Source organism: Planomonospora parontospora (assembly GCA_014647935.1).
Taxonomy (GTDB): Bacteria; Actinomycetota; Actinomycetes; order Streptosporangiales; family Streptosporangiaceae; genus Planomonospora; species Planomonospora parontospora.
Genome location: BMQD01000096.1, coordinates 1 through 1,001, shown reverse-complemented (window position 1 = coordinate 1,001; position 1,001 = coordinate 1). Strand labels below are relative to the sequence as shown.

The window sequence follows — 1,001 nt, the reverse complement described above, 5'->3', positions numbered from 1 at the left end:
GAGCATCCTGGAAGCATGGCCAGGAAAGGTCGCAGAGCGACGTTCGAGGAGAAGGTCTTCGCCCTCCGGCTGCTGGAGCAGGGCATGTCACCGGACCGGGTGGCCGAGGCGCTGGGCGTGGGCCGTGAATCGATCTTCCGGTGGAAACGTCAGGCCCGTGCGGGTGGCACCGAGGCACTGCGGATCAAGAAGGCGCCGGGCCGGCCGCGGCGGCTGGGGCCCGGCCAGGAGCAGACCGTCCAGGCGGTGGTGCGCGATGTCACGCCCCGCCAGGTGCTGGGCACCGCGGTGGTGCTGTGGACCCGGGCACTGGTGGCGATGGTGATCTCCACCTGGTTCGGCATCGGATTGTCGGTGGCGGCGACCGGACGGTTGCTGCACGGACTGGGCCTGTCGGTGCAGCGTCCGGTCTACCGGTCGCCGCGGCGTGATGAGGCGGCCATCGCCCGCTGGAGGAGCACCCTCTTCCCGCGGATCCGCCGCGGCGCGCGCCGGCGGGGAGCGGTGGTGCTGTTCGCCGACGAGATGAGCATGCGCGTCGATCACCGCTCGGGCACCACCTGGGGCCTGATCGGGCAGACTCCGGTCGCGCACGCGGGGGCGGGCCGCCGGTCGGTGAAGATGTTCTCGGCCCTCGCCTCCGATGGCACACTGCGTTACCGGCTGGGCCACGGGGTGATGGACCGCTGGGCGTTCCTCGGGTTCTGCACGCAGCTGCTGCGGACCATCACCCGGCCGATCATCCTGATCGTCGACGGCTCCTCGATCCACACCGCCCGGGCGGTCCGCGACTTCACCGCGCGCTCCGGCGGGCGGCTGCGCCTGTTCTTCCTGCCCGCGTACGCACCCGAGCTCAACCCCGATGAGTGGGTCAACCAGAACATCAAAGCCAGGGCGGCCCGTGAGGCGGTCGCCGATGAGCACGAGCTGGCCGCGGCCATGCATCGCGGCATGCGTCGGCTGCAAAAGCGTCCCGACATCGTCCGGGGCTTCTTCGCCGA

General features: G+C 71.0%; 1 protein-coding gene. It reads left to right on the top strand.

Annotated features, from left to right (window positions below; translation table 11 throughout):
* Window positions 1-15: 15 nt before the first annotated feature.
* On the top strand, window positions 16-1,001 hold a 986-nt coding region (locus tag IEZ07_RS35275; RefSeq protein ID WP_191898772.1), incomplete at its 3' end, for an IS630 family transposase.